A 20,118-nucleotide genomic window follows, 5' to 3' on the forward strand; every position below is an offset into this window, starting at 1 on the left:
TGAGACAACTCTCTTGTGAGGCCATAGCGGCGATGTGAAAAGGGTATCTGCGGCGGCAAAAACTGTCTGTAAAAACGCCGTAACGTTAACGGGGTGCGGAATAAAAATGCCGTAAAGAGCGCGGCGGGTTGGCCGGGTCGGCACGGTCTATACTGGCGAGAGGGTCGTAGAAGGAGAGATAACGATGAAGAGAATAGGGCTGCTTATCGCCGCGCTGGCCGCGTTCCACGCCACCGCGTCTTCCCCACAGGCGTGGGCCGAGAGCGAACGGGCGATGCGCGCCGCCTGCCTGAAAGCCAGCGGGCTAAAAAACGCCAGGGTGGAAGGGGAGATTATTCACTACGGTGATGACGTCGGCTATTCGGCGCTGTTTATCGGCGGGCGCTACCCGCAGCCGTTTATGAAAAACCAGCCGGGCAGGGAGCTGTGCTTATATCAGCGCGCCACGCAGAAGGCGGCGGTGCAGGCGGTGGAGGGGAGCAGTGCGTCTGCTCAACCTTGATGATTGATGAGATAAATAAAAATACAGCCTACGGTGGTAATAATTGCCTCTACGAGCAAAAGTATAAAGTCCATCGCCAGCCACTTCTGTAGTTCAGGAGAGGCGGTTTTTTGCACGAAATCGTAGGTTTTCGCATCGAGCCAAACGTGATCCCTTATTTTTATTTTTTTCCTCTTCAGGATCCAAAGAAACCACTGTGCCTTCAATGAGGTACCTGGCATGCCGAGGCTATCGGCAAAGGCGACGTAGGGCGGAATAAAATATCCGCTGCCGGCGTAACGCTGATAGAACGCGTCAAACTCTTTTTTATGGCGACGGTAGCCAATGAATTGGATGAAGGCGCTTAAAACCAGCAGCGTTAAGCATAATATGACAAGGGTTTTCATCGAGCAGCCTGAATCACGATATTCTCGCTATCATCATAAAGATCAATGTCATGATGAAGAGCAGGCCTTCCAGCGCCAAAAGCGTGCCGTTGTTTTTCATCCAGGTCTGCAAGCGTTCAGATGATGAAAGACGAACAAATTCATAGGTCTTGGCGGGAAGATATTGGTTTTTCTTCACCTTGATTTTCTTGCCGCAAAGGATCCCTCTGAACCATTGGACTTTGATGGAAGTACCTAAAGAGCCAAGGCCATCGGCAATTGCGACGTGAGCAGGGACAAAGTGGCACTGTTGGGTATAGCGTCGATAAAAAACATCGAACTCGCGTTTATAGCGACGAGAGTAAATATATTGAGCAAGCCAACAAACTAAGAGCAGCGCAGCTGCAATAAGTGATGCTGTTTTCATAAGCCACCGGCTAAGGTTCAAGGGGCGTTATGCCTTGCTCAAAAAAGCAAAGATACACATCAACGCCAAACACCCCATTTTCAGCACGCTTAAGATGAAGTCTTTTCGAATCCAGCTCTTCAGATGTTGAGATGTGTTTTCATTCACGAATTCGTAGGTTTTTGGGCTCAGAAAAGCGTTTTTCCCTATCTTTATTTTTCTGCCATTCAATACCCAACGGAACCATTGTGCTTTGATAGACACACCGAGCAAACCAAGGTTATCCGCGAAGATGACGAATGGAGGCAAGGGATGGGCGCTTTGCACATAACGTTGATAGAATTCAGTAAATTCGTTTCTATAGCGCCGATAGTAAAGGTACTGCACCAGGGCGCTAATCAATGTCAGAGTGAAGAACAGGACGATAGCGATTTTCATTATTCACCAAAAATGAAACCAGTAATGCTGTCGGCGGCTACACCGCCACCCCAACTGCCAGCTGCGCCACCCAGAGCAGCGCCTGCTATACCACAAGCTAAAATACCGGTACCAAACGTGGAGGCGCCTAAGACGATACTGCAAGCCGTCATTGCTAGCATTGCACCGCCTTCACCCCCCAAAATCCCCGCCGCAGTACTTGCCGCAAAATGACTGTATCCCTTCACCGCGATCTTGGCGCACTCCTGTTCGCGACCGGTGGTGCAGGCGTTGTAGACGTCGTTGGTGGTATTCAGCCCACTCAATCCGATGCCGATCCAGCCGCCGGCTTTCATAAACTTGGCCGCCCGGCTGGCGCTGTCGACGTAGTTCGAATAACCCTTAATGGCGCCGACGCCGGCGGTGCTCCATTCATGCACCAGCGATTTACTGGAGAGCCCTAGCGCGTGTTTGATTTGCGCATACTCTTTCATATTGAGTTGAGCACGAGTAAGGCGATTCAGTAACGGTTTTAATGTACCGAACAGCCGCGCTCGTTCCACCTGAAACTGGGTGCCAATCAACGCGCCACTCGTGCGGAACTGATTTTGGTAGGTTTTTTCAATCTCAACCAGGATATTCTTGATCTGGCTGAAGTAGCGTTCTCCGGCATCCGAAGCCAGCCCGACGACCGTTTCCCCATAGCTGGTGAAGGCGGCGATAGCGGCGTAATTGCGGTGCAAGAAGGTGGAGAAATCGCTGTCACCGGCTTTCACCGCTTTGCTGGTGCGGCTCTTGGCCTGCATCAGGGCGGCGATCTGCGTAGATTGATTATGATTGCGCGGATCGGCGACGATCAGCATTTGCCCCGATTGAACCAGCGGCGTATCGGCATTGAGCTGCATAAAAAAGCGGGCCGCTTCCGATGGCTTGCCACCGAACAGGTAGTTGGCGTGGAAGGCGAGCGGGCCGGTTTGTTGGGCGATGCAATAGCCCGGTGCGATGCTGCTGGACTTCTGTTCCATGTCGAAAAGCCTCCTTATTTTTAGGAAACTTAACATTTTCTACAGGGTGGTAACAGGTTCTGGCTCACGCTCTCGATCGGAGAATCATCTGAAAATGCTGGTGCCGCTTTACCCGCCACTCCCCGCCATCTCCCGTTCGATTACCGTCGCCAGCGCCTGAGCGGCGGAAGAGAGTTGGTGCTGCGCCAGGCGGATCAGGCCCACGCGCCGTTCGATAATCGGGCCGATCAGCGGCACGCAGACCGCCCCCAGCTCATCCATCTGTTGCTCGCACAGCGCCGGCACCGCGCTGGCGCCGAGGCCGTTGGCCACCATGCGCCCGACCGTCACCAGCTGGTGGCTCTCAAACGCCACCTCCAGCGTTCGCCCGCTGCGGGCCAGCTCCTGCTCCAGCAGCAGCCGCACCGCTGATGGCCGCTGCAGGGTGATGAAATCCAGCGTCAGCAGCTCCTTCCAGCTCACCTGCGCCCTGCGTGCCAGCGCCGAATCCTTCGGCACCACCGCCAGAAAGCGATCGCGGCACAGCGGGGTGAAGTGCAGGGTGTCGCTCGGCTCCGGCTCGAAGGCGATGCCCATCTCCACCCGGCCTTCGCGGATCATTTCAAACACCTGCTCGTTGATGACGTCGTGCACCGCCACGTTGATGCCGGCGTAACGATCGCGAAAGGCCTTGAGGATCGGCGGCAGCGGGTTGCCGGCGAACGACGGCATGGCGGCAATCGCCACCTTGCCCATCTGCAGGGTGAAGCGCTGACGCATCGCCTCTTCCGCGTTATCCCAATCCGCCAGCAGCTGGCGCGCCATCGGGAAGAAGGTTTCGCCCTCCGGCGTCAGCGTCACCCGGCGGGTGGTGCGCAGCAGCAGCGGCCCGCCCAGCGCGTCTTCCAGCCCACGGATCGCCAGGCTGAGCGCCGGCTGAGAAATATTCAGCCGCTCGCTGGCCTGGGCGAAATTCAGAGTGTGAGCTACCGCTAAAAACGCGCGTAACTGTTTGATGCTCATTTTCATTTTGGCTGGCGTTAACTCTTTGTTAATTGTCAGTTAACGAGTGATTAATAAAAATTCTAAATGAATGCGGCATAAAAACAAAATTAACAAATCATTTTTGTGACCTGAAGATGCCCTCACGCAAGCCAGGGCATTTCGCCCTGCGCCGCAACATGCAGGGGCAACGATATGGCAGGGCTCGACAAACGCGTCGGCAGCTACCAGGAAGCGCTGGCAGGCCTGACGGACAACATGACGGTGCTGGCGGGCGGCTTTGGCCTGTGCGGCATCCCGGAAAACCTGATCGAAGAGATCCGCCGGCGCGGCGTGCGCGGCTTGACGGTGGTTTCCAACAACTGTGGCGTCGACGGGTTCGGCCTCGGGCGGCTGCTGGAAACCCATCAGATCCGCAAGGTGGTGGGATCTTATGTCGGTGAAAACGCGCTGTTCGAGCAGCAGGCGCTCAGCGGTGAGCTGGAGGTGGATCTCACGCCGCAGGGCACGCTGGCGGAGAAGATCCGCGCCGGCGGCGCCGGCATCCCGGCGTTCTTCACCGCCACCGGTTACGGCACGCCGATCGCCGAAGGCAAAGAGGTGCGCGAGTTCAACGGCCGCCCTTACATCATGGAAACCGCCATCACCGGCGATTTCGCCATCGTGAAAGGCTGGAAGGCCGATCACTTCGGCAACGTCATCTACCGCCACACCGCGCAGAACTTCAATCCGCTGATGGCGACCGCCGGGCGCATCACGGTGGTGGAAGTGGAAGAGATCGTGGCGCCGGGCGAACTGGATCCGGCGGCGATCCACACCCCCGGCATCTACGTCGATCGGCTGATCCAGGGCACCTTCGAAAAGCGTATCGAACAACGCACCCTGCGGGCATAAGGAGAATTCGCATGCTTACCCGTGAACAAATGGCGCAGCGCGTGGCGCAAGAGCTGAGAGACGGTTACTACGTCAACCTGGGCATCGGCATCCCGACGCTGGTGGCCAACTATGTGCCGGCGGGCATGGACGTGATGCTGCAGTCGGAAAACGGCCTGCTGGGGATGGGCGAGTTCCCGACCGAGCAACAGCTGGACGCCGACATGATCAACGCCGGCAAGCAGACGGTCACCGCGCGCCTCGGCGCGTCTATTTTCGATTCGGCGCAGTCGTTCGCCATGATCCGCGGCGGCCATGTCGATCTGACCGTGCTGGGGGCGTTTGAAGTGGACGTCGAGGGCAACATCGCCTCGTGGATGATCCCCGGCAAGATGGTCAAGGGCATGGGCGGCGCGATGGATCTGGTGGCGGGGGCGGAGAACATCATCGTGGTGATGACCCACGCCGCGAAGGGCGGCGAGTCCAAGCTGCTGCCGCGCTGCACGCTGCCGCTGACCGGCGCCAACTGCATCCGCAAGGTATTGACCGATCTGGCCTACCTGGAAATTGAAGACGGCGCCTTCGTGCTGCGCGAACGCGCGCCGGGCGTCAGCGTGGCGGAGATTGTCGCCAAAACCGCCGGCCGGCTGATCGTGCCGGAGCAAGTGCCGGAAATGCGTTTCTGAGACGGGAGGTGAATGTGCAACAACGTGAAGTGGTGATCGTGGCGGCGACGCGCACGCCGGTCGGCAGTTTTCACGGCGCGCTGGCGCCGCTGACGGCGGTGGAACTGGGCACGGCGGCGGTGCAGGGGCTGCTGGCGCAAAGTGGCGTGCCGCCGCAGCAGATCGATGAAGTGATCCTCGGCCAGGTGCTGACCGCCGGCTGCGGGCAGAATCCGGCGCGCCAGACCGCGCTCAACGCCGGGCTGCCCGTTACGACGCCGGCGCTGACCATCAACAAGGTGTGCGGCTCCGGTTTGAAGGCGGTGCATCTGGCGGTGCAGGCGATCCGCAGCGGTGACGCCGACGCGGTGATCGCCGGCGGTCAGGAGAGCATGAGCCAGTCGCCTTACCTGATGGCCGGCGCGCGCGCCGGCCTGCGCCTCGGTCACGCGCAGATGGTGGACAGCGTGATCCACGATGGCCTATGGGACGCGTTCAACGACTATCACATGGGCATCACCGCCGAGAACCTGGCGGAGAAATACGCCATCAGCAGAGAAGAACAAGACAGGTTCGCGCTGCGCTCGCAGCAGAAGGCGCAGGCGGCGCAGCAGGCCGGGCGTTTCGCGCAGGAGATCACGCCGGTGACGGTGCCGCAGCCCAAGGGCGAAGCGCTGCGGGTAGAGCGCGACGAACAGCCGCGCGACACCAGCCTGGAGGCGCTGGCGCGGCTGCGCCCGGCGTTTCGCAAAGAGGGCACGGTGACCGCCGGCAACGCCTCGTCGCTCAACGACGGCGCCGCCGTGGTGCTGCTGATGAGCGCGGAAAAAGCCGCCGCGCTGCGTTTGCCGGTGCTGGCGCGCATCGCCGGTTACGCCTCGTCGGGCGTCGAACCGGCGATCATGGGCATCGGCCCGGCGCCGGCCGCGCGCCGCTGCCTGGAAAAAGCCGGTTGGCGGTTGGAGGAGGTCGATCTGATCGAAGCCAACGAAGCTTTCGCCGCGCAGGCGCTGGCGGTGGGTAAAGAACTGGGCTGGGAGGCGGAACGGGTCAACGTCAACGGCGGAGCGATCGCGCTGGGGCATCCGATCGGCGCGTCCGGCTGTCGCATTTTGGTGTCGCTGCTGTTCGAAATGCAGCGCCGCGGGGTGAACAAGGGGCTGGCGATGCTGTGCATCGGCGGCGGGCAGGGGGTGGCGCTGGCGGTAGAGCGCCCGTAAACAACCGAGGAGGGCACCATGCAGTCATCTGACTATGCGGTACTGGGCGCCGGGCTGATGGGGGTGGGCATCGCCACCCACTTTATTCGCCACGGCCATGAGGTGCTGCTGTATGACCCGGATCCGCAGCGCCGGGCGGAAGCGCCGGCGGTGGCGAGCGGCATTCTGGCCGAGCTGAGCGACGTCGGGCAGTTTGATAACGATGAGCGCGAAGCGGCGCTGGCGCGTCTGCGCGTGACCGGCGATCTGAACGCGGTGGCGCGCGCCCGGCTGCTTATTGAGGCGATCCCGGAACGGCTCGAGCTGAAGCATGCGCTGTATGAGCAGTTGGAAGGGCTGATCGCCGATGACGCGGTGATCGCCAGCAACACCAGCGGCCTGCTGCCGGACGAGCTGGCGGCGCGCATGACCCATCCGCAGCGGCTGCTGATCGCCCACTTTTGGCATCCGCCGCACCTGATCCCGCTGGTGGAGATCGTGCCCGGCAGCGCCACCGAGCCGCGCCATCTGGCGGCGGTGCAGGCGCTGCTCGGCGAGATGGCGCTGGAGGCGGTGCTGCTGGAACGCGCCGCGCCGGGGTTTGTCGGCAACCGGCTGCAGTTTGCGGTGCTGCGCGAGGCGCTGCACATCGTCCACAGCGGCATCGCCAGCGCCGAGGTGGTGGATCAGGTGATGCGCGCCTCGCTGGGGCGGCGCTACGCCATGGTCGGCCCGCTGGAGGCCGCCGACATGACCGGGCTCCCGACGGTGGCGGACATCGCCCGCCACCTGTTCCCGGAACTGGCGACCGGTGACGAGATGATGGCGCTGGTGGAACAGCGGCTGCAGCGCGGCGATACCGGCCAGCGCAGCGGCCGGGGATTTTATCTTTGGGATGAAGCGCGCAGGGAACGCATCCAACGGCGACGGGCGCATCAGCTGCGCTTTGCGCTGAAACCGTAATTTCGCACGCCGTACCTGACAATAACAACGATAGCGAGGTGCCTGATGAGCGTTTTGATTGCCCTGGCAGCACTGGGATTACTGATGCTGGCCGCCTACCGCGGCTACAGCGTGATTTTGTTCGCCCCGATCGCTGCGCTGGGCGCGGTGCTGTTGACCGACCCCGGCGCGGTGGCGCCGACCTTCACCGGGCTGTTTATGGAGAAGATGGTCGGCTTTGTGAAGCTCTACTTCCCGGTGTTCCTGCTGGGGGCGGTATTCGGCAAGCTGATTGAGCTGTCCGGTTTTTCCCGTTCGATCGTCGCGGCGGCGATCCGCATTCTCGGCCGGCGTCACGCCATTCCGGTGATCGTGCTGGTGTGCGCGCTGCTGACCTACGGCGGGGTGTCGCTGTTTGTGGTGGCGTTCGCGGTTTATCCGTTCGCCGCCGAGCTGTTCCGCCAGAGTGGCATCCCCAAGCGGCTGATCCCGGCCACCGTGGCGCTCGGCGCCTTCTCCTTCACCATGGACGCCTTGCCCGGCACGCCGCAGATCCAAAACATCATCCCGACCAGCTTCTTCGGCACCAATGCCTGGGCCGCGCCCTGGCTGGGGCTGATCGGCTCGCTGTTCATCATCGCGGTCGGCCTGCTGTATCTTGAACGCCAGCGGCGCAAGGCGCAGTTGAAGGGGGAGGGTTACGGCACCGAGCTGCTGAACGAACCGGAAACCCCGGACGATATCAACCTGCCGAATCCGCTGATCGCCATCCTGCCGTTGATTCTGGTCGGGGTATTCAACCTTGCCTTCACCCATTGGATCCCGCAGTGGTACGGCGCCAGCCACGATCTGACGCTGCCGGGGCTGGCCAAGCCCATCACCACCGATGTGGCGAAGATCACCGCCATCTGGGCGGTGGAAGCGGCGCTGGTGTCGGGTATTCTACTGGTGGTGGCGTTCGGCTTTGGCAATATTCGCGGCCGGCTGGCGGAAGGCAGCAAGACGGCGGTCGGCGGCGCAATTCTGGCGGCGATGAACACCGCCTCCGAATACGGCTTCGGCGCGGTGATCGCCGCGCTGCCGGGCTTTTTGGTGCTGTCGCAGGCGCTGTCGGCGATCCCCAATCCGCTGCTGAACGAAGCGATCAGCGTCACCCTGCTGGCCGGCATCACCGGCTCGGCCTCCGGCGGCATGAGCATCGCGCTGGCGGCGATGGCCGATAACTTCGTGGCCGCCGCCCACGCCGCGCATATCCCGCTGGAAGTGCTGCACCGGGTGGCCTCGATGGCCAGCGGCGGCATGGATACCTTGCCGCACAACGGCGCGGTGATCACCCTGCTGGCGATCACCGGCCTCAGCCACCGGCAGGCCTATGGCGGCATCTTCGCCATCACCCTGATCAAGAGCGCCGCGGTGCTGTTCGTGATCGGCGTGTTCTACCTGACCGGCATTGTTTAAAGGAGCGATACCATGAGTGTACAAGGCAAGACCGCGCTGGTGACCGGCTCGACCAGCGGCATCGGCCTCGGGATAGCGTCCGTGCTGGCCGCCGCCGGCGTGCGCGTGATCCTCAACGGCTTTGGCGATGTGGAAGCGGCGAAAGCGCAGGTTGCCCGGCTGGGCGCCGCGCCGGGGTATCACGGCGCCGATCTCGGCGATGCGGCCCAGATAGCGGACATGATGCACTATGCCGAGCGTGAGTTCGGCGGCGTGGACATTCTGGTGAACAACGCCGGCATTCAGCACGTGGCGCCGCTGGATCAGTTCCCGGTGGAGAAATGGAACGCCATCCTCGCCATTAACCTGTCGGCGGTGTTCCACACCTGCCGGTTGGCGCTGCCGGGTATGCGCGAGCGCCACTGGGGGCGCATCATCAACGTGGCGTCGGTGCACGGGCTGGTGGCGTCGAAAGACAAGTCGGCCTATGTGGCGGCCAAGCACGGCGTGGTGGGGCTGACCAAGACGCTGGCGCTGGAAACCGCCCGCACGCCCGTCACCTGCAACGCCATCTGCCCCGGCTGGGTGCTGACGCCGCTGGTGCAGCAGCAGATCGACAAACGCATCGCCGCCGGTACCGATCCGCAGCGGGCGCGCGATGAGCTGTTGGCGGAGAAGCAGCCTTCGCAAGAGTTCGTCACGCCAGAGCAGCTCGGTGAGCTGGCGCTGTTCCTATGCAGCGATGCGGCGGCGCAGGTGCGTGGCGCCGCCTGGAACATGGACGGCGGCTGGCTGGCGCAGTAGTGAGATTTTCCCCGGAGCGCGCAATGCGCTCCGTCGTTATTTCCCGCCTTTAATTAATTCCATCGCGTGACGGTTTACCTGCGGCAATAATATTTTTTTGTTATTTGCTATCATTATTCCCAGATAATCACGAAGGGTTATTTTGGGTGAAACGTGCGGATTGGTTTATTTCGTGCTGCGGTTATTACATTGTTTTTCTCCGTGTTACAGGTGAACACGTTTTTGCTGAAATTAAATCCAACCTGAAATAATGGCAGGTTATGGCGTGAATTTTTATATCTTGCGTGCGCTGTTCACATCGGTTAATTATTTCTGCGTGGCTTAAGACCACCGCGTTTATAACAATAATTTTTTCGGGCAGGGGTAATAATGAGAAAAAATACAACGCCAATATTCATTGGCGGCGTCTTGCTGTCGGCGATTTCCGCCGGCGCGCAGGCCGAGATCACCATTCTGGATAAAAACCCGCAGAGCAATGTGTTGCTGGCGCCGCTCAGTTTAAAGGTGGGCGGCAGCATTCGCCCCGAGTGGATCTTCAATAACGGCCCGGAGCCGGGCTATGACAAAAACGGCCACGACGGCGGCACGCGTTTTCGCTTCAGCGGCGATTATGCGCTGACGCAGGACACCTCGATCATCGGCTATTACGAGTGGGGCGTCGATCTGGCGCACGCGCTCAGCTGGGACGGGCACTATAACGAAGACGGCAAGCGCGACTATCAGCGCCAGCTGTACGCCGGCTTCAAAGACGATCGTTACGGCACCCTGACCTATGGCCATCAATACGGCATCTATTATTCGGTGGTCGGCATCAAAAGCGACGTCTGGGATAACGATGGCCATGCGGGCGGCACCGGCATCGGTATTTCCGGCGACTATGACGGCGGCAATAAACCGAAAAACAGCATCAAATACACCAATGATTTCGGGCCGGTCACGCTGTACGCCAACTATTTATTGCCGGAAGACGATCTGCACACCGCGGATAACCTGATTTATCGCCGCAAAGGCGGCGGCGGGCTGGGCTTCGATTACAAGGTGACGAAAGACTTCACCTTCAGCGCCGCCTACAGTTATACCGATGCGAAGATCAAAGATAATCTGTACAGCGAAAAAGATTATCACCAGCAGCTGTCCGGCACCGCGTTAACCTGGCAGCCGAATAACTGGTATATCGTCGGTACCGCCAGCTACTACAAAGATTATGTGCCGAGCACCCGCCAGCGCACGCTGTCGCACTTCTTCGCCGGTGACGGCTACGGGCTGGAAGGCTTCGTCGGTTACACCTTCAATATCGACAAGCCGTTTCTCAAATCCGTCCAGCCTTATGTGGCGGCGGACTCGCTGCGGCTGAAGGGAGACGAGGCGTATCACGCCAACCACGTCTATCTTGGCGCGGGCACCACCATCGGTTACGGTCTGTCGGTGTATGTGGAGCGCACGCTGGCCAACAGCAGCGACAACGAGCCGGATTCCACCTGGATAACGGTGTTCTACGACTTCTGATTTTCACCTGCTCCAAGCCGGCGCCTGCGCCGGCTTTTTTACATGGTGATCGCACCGCCCAGGGTCTCTCCAGAGGCGTTGCGCTCCGCCAGATAGCGCGCCGGCGGTTTGCCCACCGCCTTTCTGAACATGGTGACGAAGCCGCTGGCGCTCTCGTAGCCCAAATCCAGCGCCACCGTCTGTACGCTCTCGCCCTGCGTCAAGCGCTGCAGCGCCAGCATTACGTGCAGCTGGCGCCGCCAGTGGCCGAAGCTCATGCCCATCTGCTGTTGCAAGGTGCGGCTGAGGGAGCGTTCGCTCATGCCGATGCGCTGCGCCCACTGCCCGAGGGTGGATTTGTCCGCCGGGCTGCTCAGCATGCCTTCGGTCAACTGCCGGATGCGCGCGTCGTCGGACACCGGCAGATGCAGATTCTCGATCGGCGCGGCCGCCAACTGATCCAGCAATACCGCCGTCAGACGCCCCTCGGCGCCCTGTTCGTCGTAAAGCGGCTCGAAGGTGCTGGCCTGCAGCAGCAGCTCGCGCAGCAGCGGCGAGACCGACAGCGTGCAGCAGCTTTGCGGCAGGCCGACGGCGGCATGTTGATCGACGAACAGGCAATAGGCCTCGGTGGAGCCGGCGCCCTGGGCGTTGTGCAACACGTTGCCCGGCATCCACAGCGCGCACTGCGGCGGCACCAGCCACAGCCCGTTTTCCACTTCGCAGCGGATCATGCCGCGCACGGTGTAGATCAGTTGCGCCTTCCGGTGGCGGTGCGGCTCGACTTCCCAATCCTGCTCGAGAGTCGAACCTTGCAGGGCAAACAGCGGGCGCGGCACCTGATCGATATCCAGACAGTGGCGGGGGATCTGTACTTTCATGAGAATAGTTCTCAATTTGGCGGAATTGAAAAGTATTATGTCCTGATTGCGCAATGCGGTCTAGCGCCGGTGCCGATAAAGTAAGCGCCAGTGCTAAACCCTTTCGCGAGGAAACTGATTATGTCATTGGATAGCGCCGACTTTCCGCTGGTATGGATGCGCCGCAGCGGGCGCGATACCCAGGCCGAGCTGGCCGAATTCAGCGCGCTGCTGGCGCGCGCCGAACCCTTTGTCCTGATGACCGACCGCAGCGTCGGCGATGAAGAACAAGAACATGACCGCGATGCCCGCACCCAGGTGGCGCTGTGGAAGCGCGATAACCGCGAGGCGCTGAAGCGGTGGGTGAAAGGCATGATCATGCTGGAACCGGACGACGCCAAACGCGCGGCGGCGGAAGAATTCGCCGAATACGGCGCCAAATTCTGGGGCTATCCGGTACTGGTGGCCGCCGATGAAGCCGCAGGGCGGGTATTGGCGCAGACGTTATTGTTAAAATAAGGGGAACACCATGCACCAGCAACAGGTGATTGAACAGCTGCTGGCCTGGATCGAGCAGAGCCTGGATCAGCCGCTGACGCTGGACGACATCGCCGCCAAGTCCGGCTACTCCAAATGGCATTTGCAGCGGATGTTCAAGCAGCATACCGGCCATATTCTCGGCACCTACGCGCGCCGCAGAAGGCTGACCGCCGCCGCGCGTGAACTGCGCCTGACCGGCACCAGCGTGGCCTGCATCGCCGATACTTACCAGTTCGATTCGCAGCAGACCTTCACCCGTTGCTTCCGCAAGCAGTTCGGTCTGCCGCCGGCCAGCTATCGTCGCAGCCAGGATTGGTCGAGCTATGGGCTGCAGCCGCCGCTGCGCCTGACCGAAGCGCCATTGCCGCAGGCCGATATCGTGACGCTGCCCGCGATGCAGCTGGTGGGGCACACTCAACGCCGCCACTGCACGCTGGGGCAGTTGGCGGCCTCCAAGTGCGAGCTGCGCCGCCACGCCTGGCGGCAGTTGCTGCAGCCGCAGGCGCTGCCGGAGGTGGTATACGGCCTCACCAGTCTGGAAGTTGACCGGCGCCGCCGGGGCAGCCCGCGCATGGCCTACACCGCCGCTCTGCCGGACGAAGGGGCGCCGGGAGAACGGGTGACTATCGAGCAGGGCGAGTATGCCCGTTTCACCTACCAGGGACAGGCGGAAGGGTTACAAAACTTTATTGTCCGGCTGTATGACACCGCCATGCCGCAGATGAACGCCATTCGCCGGCCAGGGCAGGATATCGAGCGTTTCTACCCGGCGCAGGAGGGCAGTTGCCCGCTCGGCGGCGCGGCGATCCGCTGTGAATATCTGATTCCGATACGGCGGGAGGAAGCGTTGGCCGCCGCCAGCTAGGCGGCGGTTCTCGCAAAAAATCGCCGGCGTGGCGCGTCAGGTTACAAAAAATTGCGATATTACATCGGTAATGGTTCACACTTTGATTGATGTGCACATATAATGCGCATCCGGTCAAATCCCCCCTGGTTTTTCAGGCCGCAGCGCCGTTGGCTGCCGGCTGAAATTCAACGGGGCAAAGTGGCCGTAGAAACCAATACCCATAATCGCCAGTGGCCTTGACCAACACGAAGATGAAAATGAGCATTCGCGCGTTATTAACCCTGTTTACGGCACTGGTTGCATTCAGCCAGGCTGCCTTCGCCGTCGTTTACCCGCTGCCGCCAAAAGACAGCCGTTTGGTGGGCGAGAATATCCAAATCACCGTACCGGAAGACAGCAAACTGCCGCTGGAAAGCTTCGCCGCCCAGTATCAGATGGGGCTGAGTAACATGCTGGAGGCCAACCCGGGCGTGGATCCGTTCCTGCCGAAGGCCGGCAGCACCCTAACTATCCCGCAGCAGCTGATCCTGCCGGACGCGCCGCGTGAAGGCATCATCATCAACAGCGCCGAAATGCGTCTGTACTATTACCCGAAAGGCTCCAACACCGTGGTGGTGCTGCCGATCGGCATCGGCCAGCTGGGTAAAGACACCCCGCTGAACTGGACCACCACCGTGCAGCGCAAGAAAGACGGCCCAACCTGGACGCCGACCGCCAAGATGCGCGCCGAATACGCGGCTGACGGCGAGATCCTGCCTGCGGTGTTCCCGGCCGGCCCGGATAACCCGATGGGGCTGTATGCGCTGTATGTTGGCCGTCTGTATGCCATTCACGGCACCAACGCCAACTTCGGCATCGGCCTGCGCGTGAGCCACGGCTGCGTGCGTCTGCGCGCCGACGACATCAAGTACCTGTTCCAGAACGTGCCGGTCGGCACCCGCGTGCAGTTCATCAACGAACCGATGAAGGCCACCGTCGAACCGGACGGCTCGCGCTACGTGGAAGTGCACAACCCGCTGTCGGCCAACGAAGAGCAGTTGCAATCCAAGGATCCGGTGCCGTTGACCATCTCCGCGCCGGTCGGCAAAGTGCTGATGGACGCCGGCGTCAACCAGAGCGAAGTGGACGCGGCGATCAAGGCCCGTTCCGGTATGCCGGTGAAAGTGAACTGATTGCCCAGAGCTTCAGTGAATGCGATAAAAAAGACGCCTGCGGGCGTCTTTTTTTATGCTTTCAGCTTCCGCTGTTGGCGCGGTGAATTTATTGCTTCCCTATCATCGTCTTTAAAACGAAAAGCGCCGACTCATGTTGGTCTTTATTGACTCGTTCGAGATACATATTATCAATCGCGTCGGCGATGGGGCGGCTGGCTTCGAACAGCGCCTGCCCAGCAGGCGTCAGGTAAATAAATCGGCGGCGCTTATCATGCTCGCCGGCTTCCCGTTTTAATAGACCTTTTCCTTCCATGCGGCCTAGCAATTCGGCCAGCGCGGCTTTACTGCTGATCGCCGCTTCCATTAATTCGATTTGTTCAATGCCCGGCGTTTCTGAAACGGTGGCCAGAATGGAATATTGTTGTTTGCTGAGTTCAGGAAGCGATTTTTGCCATTGAGCACTATGATCCTGAAGCAGTTCGCGAATGAGGTGGAAAAAAGTATTGGCCAGCGTTCTGTTCATACATTATTCCCTGAAAGGAAAAAAGCTAACAATAATATCAATATAACAAAATAAGCCGATAAGGGATACCTGCTCGGAAAGTTGTTCGTTTACGAACGGTTACATATTGCCCACTTGTTTTATCGCTATCTCAGGACTAGATTTGATAAATCGTTCGCATACGAACTTTGTGGGGTGTTGCATGAAATTAGTGATCGCGATGACGGGCGCGACCGGGGCGCCGCTGGGTACGGCGCTGCTTCAGGCGCTAAAAGACATGGAGGGCATAGAGACGCATTTGATCTTGAGTAAGTGGGCCAAAACGACCATTGAACTCGAAACAAATTTCACCGTGCATGACGTGATGGCGATGGCCGACGTGACGCACGGTTCTGCCGATCAGGCCGCCACGATCTCTTCAGGTTCTTTTCATACGGACGGCATGATCATTATTCCCTGCAGTATGAAAACGTTGGCGGGTATTCGAGCCGGTTATGCAGAAGGGCTTATTGGCAGAGCGGCGGATGTGATTCTCAAAGAAGGGCGGAAGTTGGTGTTGGTTCCCAGAGAAACGCCGTTGAGCACTATTCACTTGGAAAATATGCTCGCGCTCTCGAAATTGGGGGTGTCATTGGTTCCCCCCATGCCCGCTTATTATAACCACCCCACTCATATCGATGACGTTACCGATCATATTGTCGCACGCGTGCTGGATCAATTTGGTCTTGATCATCGCCGGGCAAAGCGCTGGGCAGGACTAAAAGAAAATAGCAAAAAAACCACTGACACCGAGGAAGGTTAAATATGGCTTATGACGATCTGCGAAGTTATTTAGCGGCGCTGGATGAGGCCGGACAATTACTCGATATTACCGAGGAGGTTCAGGCGGAACCGGATATCGCCGCGGCAGCCAACGCCACAGGCAGAATGGGTGAGGGCGCCCCCGCCATTGCATTCAGGAACATTAAAGGCTTTGAACACGCGCATGTGGTCATGAATACCATCGGGTCATGGCAGAATCACGCCATAGCCCTGGGGCTCCCGCCGGCCACGCCGGTGAAGCAGCAAATCGATGAGTATATTCGCCGCTGGGATCATTTTCCCGTCTCTGCGGAACGTCGCGATAATCCGCCCTGGGCCGAGAACGAGGTCAACGGTGAGGAGATTAATCTGTTTGAGATCCTGCCGCTGTTTCGCTTAAACGACGGCGACGGTGGATTCTACCTGGATAAGGCCTGCGTGGTTTCCCGCGATCCTGAAGATCCGACCCACTTCGGGAAGCAAAACGTCGGCATTTATCGCATGGAGGTGAAGGGCAAGCGTAAGCTGGGCCTGCAGCCCGTGCCGATGCACGACATCGCGCTGCATCTGCATAAAGCAGAAGAGCGCGGCGAGGATCTGCCTATCGCCATTACGCTGGGCAATGACCCGATCATTACGCTGATGGGGGCGACGCCGCTCAAATACGATCAGTCGGAGTATGAAATGGCCGGCGCCCTGCGTGAAAGCCCGTACCCGATAGCGACGGCCCCCTTGACCGGCTTTGATGTGCCCTGGGGTTCCGAAGTCATCATTGAAGGAGTGATTGAAGGCCGCAAGCGCGAGATTGAAGGCCCGTTCGGCGAATTTACGGGGCACTATTCCGGCGGCCGCAACATGACGGTGGTGCGCATCGATAAGGTTTCTTACCGCTCGCGGCCGATTTTCGAATCCCTGTATCTGGGCATGCCCTGGACAGAAATCGACTACCTGATGGGGCCGGCCACCTGTGTGCCGCTGTATCAGCAGTTGAAAGCCGAGTTTCCGGAAGTGCAGGCGGTTAATGCGATGTATACCCACGGGTTGCTCGTCATCATTTCCACTAAAAAGCGTTACGGCGGTTTCGCGCGCGCGGTGGGGATGCGGGCGATGACCACGCCGCATGGGCTGGGCTATGTGAAAATGGTGATCATGGTCGATGAGGATGTCGATCCCTTCAACCTGCCGCAGGTTATGTGGGCGCTGTCCGCCAAGGTCAATCCGGCCGGCGATTTGGTGCAATTGCCGAATATGTCGGTGCTGGAGTTGGATCCCGGCTCCAGCCCGGCGGGGATCACGGACAAACTCATCATTGACGCGACCACGCCGGTGGCTCCGGATACGCGCGGCCACTACAGCCAGCCGGTCAAGGATTTACCAGAAACCGCCCTGTGGGTGGATAAATTAACCGCCATGCTGGCTAACCGTCATTAAGGAGTTCCTATGATTTGTCCTCGTTGTGCCGATAAACAGATAGACGTCATGGCGCATTCACCGGTCAAGGGTGTGTGGACGGTATACCAGTGTCAACACTGCCTTTATACCTGGCGTAATACCGAACCTGCTCGCAGAACGGAACGGGAGCATTATCCGCCCGAGTTTCGCATGACTCAGCAGGATATCGATAATGCGCCGGAAGTGCCGACCATTCCCCCTCTTCTGAGGAAATGAAACCGCAGGCGGGGAAAAGCCCGCCTTTTCATGGAAATACCAATGATGAAAAATGAAGACGTCGTTCTGCTTGACGCCGCCTGGCAGCCCTGCGGGACGACGCCCAAAGATCAGGTCCACACGCGGCATACGCCGCTGCATCTGGCTTTTTCATGCTACCTGTTTACTGTCGAGGGTGCAGTGTTGGTCACCCGGCGCGCGTTGAGCAAAACCGCCTGGCCGGGGGTCTGGACCAATTCTTTTTGTGGGCATCCCCTGCCGCAAGAGGCGCTGACGCAGGCCGTTATACGTCGCGCTCAGGTTGAATTGGGCACGGAAGTCGAGCAGATAATGCTGCTGAGCGACGCCTTCAGTTATCAGGCGACCGACGTGTCCGGCATCATGGAGAATGAGGTTTGCCCGGTATTTGCCGCGTATTGTAAAGGCGCTCTCTGCGCTAATCCGGATGAAGTGGCGGATTATGCGTGGGTCGATCTCAATAACTTAATGGCGGCTGTAAAATTAACGCCATTCGCTTTCAGCCCGTGGATGGTTTCTCAATTGAATACCGGTGCGATAACATCAGGTTTGAAAAAATACAGGGATGCCATAACCATAAAGAGCGCAGCGCGCGACATTAGGGACGGTGCTGTAATAAAATAAATAGCCACCGCAAGGGTGACTATTCATTCATGTTTACAGGCTGCCGCCGACCGAGGTCGAAGTGGAGCCGATAGTCTCGCGGAAATGTTTCGCGTAGTCGGCCACTTCCTGCTGCGTATGCGTCAGGCCATAAAGACCCAGCCCCACACCGCCTGCAACGCCGCCGATAATGGTGCCGACCAATTGGCCGACCGCACCGGCAATAAAGCCGCCTGCGCCTGCGGATTTACCTGCGATCAGCGCGCCGGTCATGGCGCCGTCCAACAGCCCATCCCAGGCCGCGTTCAGATCGCCACCGCTAACGTACTGTTCTTCATATTGACTAAGTACTTTCATATACAATCCTTATAAATAAAAGGGTGACTTAGTGGGTTTAATTAAATTCTAAAATAACGCTGTAGCGCCATTTCACTTTAAAAATATAACGACTGCCATTTAATTGGCAATATTCCATTCAATGAAGGGTGTTATTTGGTTAAATATAGTCGCATTTATTTTTTGGCGAGTGTTTTAAAGAGGGGGGTTGGGAATTTTCTTGGGAAAAATAGCAGATATCGCTGGGAGGTGAGAGGCAAAGCCGCCACCGGTTGGCGCAGCTTGTCACTATTTTCACATTTATTGTCTCGTCATCCGCACGGCGTTAGGCCCACATTGCAATTATTCCATTAAAAACTATCGCTAATTAATGAGTTATATCTCCGCATTTATTGCCCGCCATTGAAAAAATTCTCGCAAAAAATCTCCACTGTGAAAATAAGATCACACAAGCGTAACAAAAGGTAAACAAACCCCTCCTATATTGGCTGCTTCGCTTTTGGAGGGAGTGTCATGCGTAACTGGAACGAACCGAAAAAGAACAAAGCGCACATCGAACTGATCCCGATGATCGACGTGATGATGTTTTTATTGGTGTTTTTCGTCTTGATCAGCCTGAACGTCATTCCGGCGCTCGGGCTGAAAACGCAGTTGCCGTCCGCCGGCAGCGCGCAACAGCTGAAACCGCAGAAGAAAGCGATCATCACGCTGGGGGCCGACGAACAGCTGCAGCTGGATGGCCAGCCGATCGCGCTCGACGCGTTGGTCAACACGCTGAAGCAACAGCAGCAGGCCAACCAGACCACCACCATCATCGTCAACAGCGATAAAGGCGTGGCGGTCGAGCGGCTGGTGGCGGTCATGGACAACCTGCGCCAGGGCGGCTTCTTCTCCGTCTCCATCGCGACACGGAAGCTGTGACATGTATCTGCTCTATCGCTCACGTCATCTTTTCAGCTGGTTGCCGGCGCTGATTGTCGCCGGTTGCCTGCTGTTCGCCAGCCAACAGGCGGCGCTGAAGATCCAGCCGCGCTACGACGAAACCGCCATTGAACTGGCGCTGGTGGAGCCTGAACCGGCGCCGGAACCCCAACCGGAAACGCCGCCGGAGCCTCAGCCCGAACCGCCGCCGCCGGAGCCGGAGCCGGAGCCGATCCCCGAACCGGTGGTGCCGGCGCCGGAACCGATCGTGGAAGCCAAGCCGGTGCCGAAGCCACAGCCAAAGCCCAAACCCAAACCGGTGAAAGAGAAAGCCAAACCGGTAGAGAAACCTAAACCGACGCCGGCGCCCGCCGCACCGCGCGCGCTGGTCAGCAAACCGGCGGCGCAGCCCGCACCGGCCGCCCCCGCGGCGCCGAAGGTGAACGCGCAGGCGATAGAAAACGGCTACCTGCTGGCCTTGCGCCGTGAGCTGGAACAGCGCAAGCGCTACCCGAGCGGGCGGCAGGCCTCGCTCGAGCGCCCGCAGGGCAACGTCGAGGTGTGGCTGGAGGTCGATCGCAGCGGGCGGGTGCTCTCTTCCGGCATCGCCAACAAGGCCGCCAGCATGCTGCTGAATCGCGCGGCGATGAGCAGCCTGCAAAGCATCAGTTCAGTAAAGCCGTTCCCGAGCGAGGCGTTCGCCGGGCAAACAACCAAAAGATTTACCGCGACGTTCAATTATCAGGCGCCTTAGCGCAAGGGTTAAT

At 59.2% G+C, this 20,118-nt stretch carries 24 protein-coding genes and 1 pseudogene; 17 read left to right on the top strand and 8 right to left on the bottom strand.

The features are described from left to right. Nucleotides 1-184: 184 nt before the first annotated feature. Entirely contained in the window at nucleotides 185-502 is a 318-nt protein-coding gene (locus GT753_RS14275; protein ID WP_021504192.1) for a hypothetical protein, read from the top strand. Here GT753_RS14275 and GT753_RS14280 read toward each other — a convergent pair. The 5 genes from GT753_RS14280 to GT753_RS14300 form a co-directional block, all read right to left on the bottom strand. Further along, nucleotides 493-888 carry a hypothetical protein gene (locus GT753_RS14280; RefSeq protein WP_015376492.1) on the bottom strand — a complete coding sequence of 132 codons (396 nt, stop codon included), beginning with the start codon at nucleotides 886-888 and terminating at the stop codon, nucleotides 493-495. The genes GT753_RS14275 and GT753_RS14280 overlap by 10 nt on opposite strands. A 13-nt stretch (nucleotides 889-901) precedes the next feature. Continuing rightward, nucleotides 902-1,294, bottom strand: coding sequence for a hypothetical protein (locus tag GT753_RS14285; RefSeq protein WP_041922177.1), 393 nt, complete (start codon nucleotides 1,292-1,294; stop codon nucleotides 902-904). A 27-nt stretch (nucleotides 1,295-1,321) separates the two neighbouring features. Continuing rightward, a complete protein-coding gene (locus GT753_RS14290) occupies nucleotides 1,322-1,711 on the bottom strand; it encodes a hypothetical protein (RefSeq protein WP_015376493.1) in 390 nt (129 codons plus the stop codon). Then, nucleotides 1,711-2,715: a hypothetical protein gene (locus tag GT753_RS14295; protein WP_160125716.1), complete on the bottom strand. Its 1,005-nt coding sequence runs from the start codon at nucleotides 2,713-2,715 to the stop codon at nucleotides 1,711-1,713. The genes GT753_RS14290 and GT753_RS14295 overlap by 1 nt, the downstream gene beginning before the upstream one ends. Nucleotides 2,716-2,823: 108 nt before the next feature. Continuing rightward, nucleotides 2,824-3,723 carry a LysR family transcriptional regulator gene (locus GT753_RS14300; protein WP_044029783.1) on the bottom strand — a complete coding sequence of 300 codons (900 nt, stop codon included), beginning with the start codon at nucleotides 3,721-3,723 and terminating at the stop codon, nucleotides 2,824-2,826. A gap of 168 nt (nucleotides 3,724-3,891) precedes the next feature. Between GT753_RS14300 and GT753_RS14305 the strand changes: the two genes are divergently transcribed. The 7 genes from GT753_RS14305 to GT753_RS14335 all read left to right on the top strand — a co-directional run bounded on the left by GT753_RS14305 (nucleotide 3,892) and on the right by GT753_RS14335 (nucleotide 11,122). Beyond that, the gene (locus GT753_RS14305) at nucleotides 3,892-4,590 is read left to right on the top strand and encodes a CoA transferase subunit A (RefSeq protein WP_004933280.1); all 699 of its coding nucleotides are present in this window, start codon (nucleotides 3,892-3,894) and stop codon (nucleotides 4,588-4,590) included. Between the two features lie 11 nt (nucleotides 4,591-4,601). Further along, on the top strand, nucleotides 4,602-5,255 hold the full coding sequence (locus GT753_RS14310) for a CoA transferase subunit B (RefSeq protein ID WP_025305151.1): 654 nt from the start codon (nucleotides 4,602-4,604) through the stop codon (nucleotides 5,253-5,255). A gap of 14 nt (nucleotides 5,256-5,269) precedes the next feature. After that, on the top strand, nucleotides 5,270-6,454 hold the full coding sequence (locus GT753_RS14315; protein ID WP_076740902.1) for an acetyl-CoA C-acetyltransferase: 1,185 nt from the start codon (nucleotides 5,270-5,272) through the stop codon (nucleotides 6,452-6,454). An 18-nt stretch (nucleotides 6,455-6,472) separates the two neighbouring features. Next, nucleotides 6,473-7,396, top strand: coding sequence for a 3-hydroxyacyl-CoA dehydrogenase family protein (locus tag GT753_RS14320; RefSeq protein WP_076740903.1), 924 nt, complete (start codon nucleotides 6,473-6,475; stop codon nucleotides 7,394-7,396). A gap of 42 nt (nucleotides 7,397-7,438) precedes the next feature. Next, nucleotides 7,439-8,833, top strand: a complete 1,395-nt coding sequence (locus GT753_RS14325; protein ID WP_197716273.1) for a GntP family permease — start codon at nucleotides 7,439-7,441, stop codon at nucleotides 8,831-8,833. 12 nt (nucleotides 8,834-8,845) lie between these two features. After that, nucleotides 8,846-9,616, top strand: a complete 771-nt coding sequence (locus GT753_RS14330; RefSeq protein WP_160125717.1) for a 3-hydroxybutyrate dehydrogenase — start codon at nucleotides 8,846-8,848, stop codon at nucleotides 9,614-9,616. 369 nt (nucleotides 9,617-9,985) lie between these two features. Further along, complete coding sequence (locus tag GT753_RS14335; protein WP_031299792.1) at nucleotides 9,986-11,122, top strand: porin; 1,137 nt, start codon at nucleotides 9,986-9,988, stop codon at nucleotides 11,120-11,122. 38 nt (nucleotides 11,123-11,160) lie between these two features. Here GT753_RS14335 and GT753_RS14340 read toward each other — a convergent pair whose 3' ends face one another. Continuing rightward, on the bottom strand, nucleotides 11,161-11,982 hold the full coding sequence (locus GT753_RS14340) for a helix-turn-helix transcriptional regulator (RefSeq protein WP_021504183.1): 822 nt from the start codon (nucleotides 11,980-11,982) through the stop codon (nucleotides 11,161-11,163). Nucleotides 11,983-12,102: 120 nt separating this feature from the next. Here GT753_RS14340 and GT753_RS14345 point away from each other — a divergent pair, with 120 nt between their 5' ends. The 3 genes and pseudogenes from GT753_RS14345 to GT753_RS14355 form a co-directional block, all read left to right on the top strand. Continuing rightward, a complete protein-coding gene (locus GT753_RS14345; RefSeq protein ID WP_076740905.1) occupies nucleotides 12,103-12,480 on the top strand; it encodes a hypothetical protein in 378 nt (125 codons plus the stop codon). A gap of 10 nt (nucleotides 12,481-12,490) precedes the next feature. Beyond that, on the top strand, nucleotides 12,491-13,366 hold the full coding sequence (locus GT753_RS14350; RefSeq protein ID WP_015376503.1) for a helix-turn-helix domain-containing protein: 876 nt from the start codon (nucleotides 12,491-12,493) through the stop codon (nucleotides 13,364-13,366). A gap of 233 nt (nucleotides 13,367-13,599) precedes the next feature. Further along, a pseudogene (locus GT753_RS14355) lies at nucleotides 13,600-14,517 on the top strand (L,D-transpeptidase family protein); the annotation flags it as partial. A 91-nt stretch (nucleotides 14,518-14,608) separates the two neighbouring features. Here GT753_RS14355 and GT753_RS14360 read toward each other — a convergent pair. After that, nucleotides 14,609-15,025 carry a MarR family winged helix-turn-helix transcriptional regulator gene (locus GT753_RS14360; protein WP_004933256.1) on the bottom strand — a complete coding sequence of 139 codons (417 nt, stop codon included), beginning with the start codon at nucleotides 15,023-15,025 and terminating at the stop codon, nucleotides 14,609-14,611. Nucleotides 15,026-15,206: 181 nt separating this feature from the next. Between GT753_RS14360 and GT753_RS14365 the strand changes: the two genes are divergently transcribed. The 4 genes from GT753_RS14365 to idi are packed head-to-tail and all read left to right on the top strand — an operon-like array spanning nucleotide 15,207 to nucleotide 18,115. Then, nucleotides 15,207-15,806, top strand: a complete 600-nt coding sequence (locus GT753_RS14365) for a non-oxidative hydroxyarylic acid decarboxylases subunit B (protein WP_118892475.1) — start codon at nucleotides 15,207-15,209, stop codon at nucleotides 15,804-15,806. 2 nt (nucleotides 15,807-15,808) lie between these two features. Then, complete coding sequence (locus tag GT753_RS14370; protein WP_015376505.1) at nucleotides 15,809-17,236, top strand: non-oxidative hydroxyarylic acid decarboxylases subunit C; 1,428 nt, start codon at nucleotides 15,809-15,811, stop codon at nucleotides 17,234-17,236. 9 nt (nucleotides 17,237-17,245) lie between these two features. After that, nucleotides 17,246-17,473 (top strand): non-oxidative hydroxyarylic acid decarboxylases subunit D, encoded by a 228-nt coding sequence (locus GT753_RS14375; protein WP_004933250.1) that lies wholly within the window; start codon nucleotides 17,246-17,248, stop codon nucleotides 17,471-17,473. Between the two features lie 42 nt (nucleotides 17,474-17,515). Next, entirely contained in the window at nucleotides 17,516-18,115 is a 600-nt protein-coding gene (gene idi / locus GT753_RS14380; protein WP_118892474.1) for an isopentenyl-diphosphate Delta-isomerase, read from the top strand. 33 nt (nucleotides 18,116-18,148) lie between these two features. Here the strand turns inward: idi and GT753_RS14385 are convergent, their stop codons facing one another. Continuing rightward, complete coding sequence (locus tag GT753_RS14385; protein WP_004933246.1) at nucleotides 18,149-18,451, bottom strand: hypothetical protein; 303 nt, start codon at nucleotides 18,449-18,451, stop codon at nucleotides 18,149-18,151. 492 nt (nucleotides 18,452-18,943) lie between these two features. On the opposite strand from GT753_RS14385, the gene GT753_RS14390 reads away from it, so the two are divergent. Beyond that, nucleotides 18,944-19,351 (top strand): biopolymer transporter ExbD, encoded by a 408-nt coding sequence (locus GT753_RS14390; RefSeq protein ID WP_004933244.1) that lies wholly within the window; start codon nucleotides 18,944-18,946, stop codon nucleotides 19,349-19,351. A 1-nt stretch (nucleotide 19,352) separates the two neighbouring features. Continuing rightward, nucleotides 19,353-20,105, top strand: coding sequence for an energy transducer TonB (locus tag GT753_RS14395; RefSeq protein WP_060423097.1), 753 nt, complete (start codon nucleotides 19,353-19,355; stop codon nucleotides 20,103-20,105). The last annotated feature ends 13 nt before the right edge of the window (nucleotides 20,106-20,118 follow it).

The organism is Serratia sp. Z4, from assembly GCF_009900725.1.
Classification (GTDB): domain Bacteria; phylum Pseudomonadota; class Gammaproteobacteria; order Enterobacterales; family Enterobacteriaceae; genus Serratia; species Serratia nematodiphila.